Genomic DNA, 243 nt, shown 5'->3' with positions numbered 1-243 from the left:
GCGATGATGTGATCATGTTGCGTGACGATGAATATTGGTTGTTTCCAGTCCAATTTATTCCTTTTATAGGCAAAATGCGCTTTCAGCGTATTGGCATTAAGCTCGCTGATGCGATGAAAAAAGGCTACAAAGCAAAACATGAAGCCGTCATTGCTCTATCAGCAGCAGCACATAATCCAGCAAAAACAATGGAATTAAGTGCGGCGCAAGCACAAGGTTTTTTAATGGGCCGTGATATTGCTA

At 42.0% G+C, this 243-nt stretch carries 1 protein-coding gene; it reads left to right on the top strand.

Going from position 1 to position 243, the window contains the following annotated elements; genetic code table 11:
* Nucleotides 1-14: 14 nt before the first annotated feature.
* Nucleotides 15-243 (top strand): hypothetical protein (locus AAEY78_RS14625; RefSeq protein ID WP_352340185.1); only part of this gene is annotated, 229 nt, incomplete at its 3' end.

The sequence above is a fragment of the Psychrobacter sp. 16-MNA-CIBAN-0192 genome (assembly GCF_040309565.1).
In the GTDB taxonomy this organism is placed as follows: domain Bacteria; phylum Pseudomonadota; class Gammaproteobacteria; order Pseudomonadales; family Moraxellaceae; genus Psychrobacter.
Note: the sequence above shows the minus strand (reverse complement) of the source record. Positions and strands in the feature narration are given on the sequence as shown.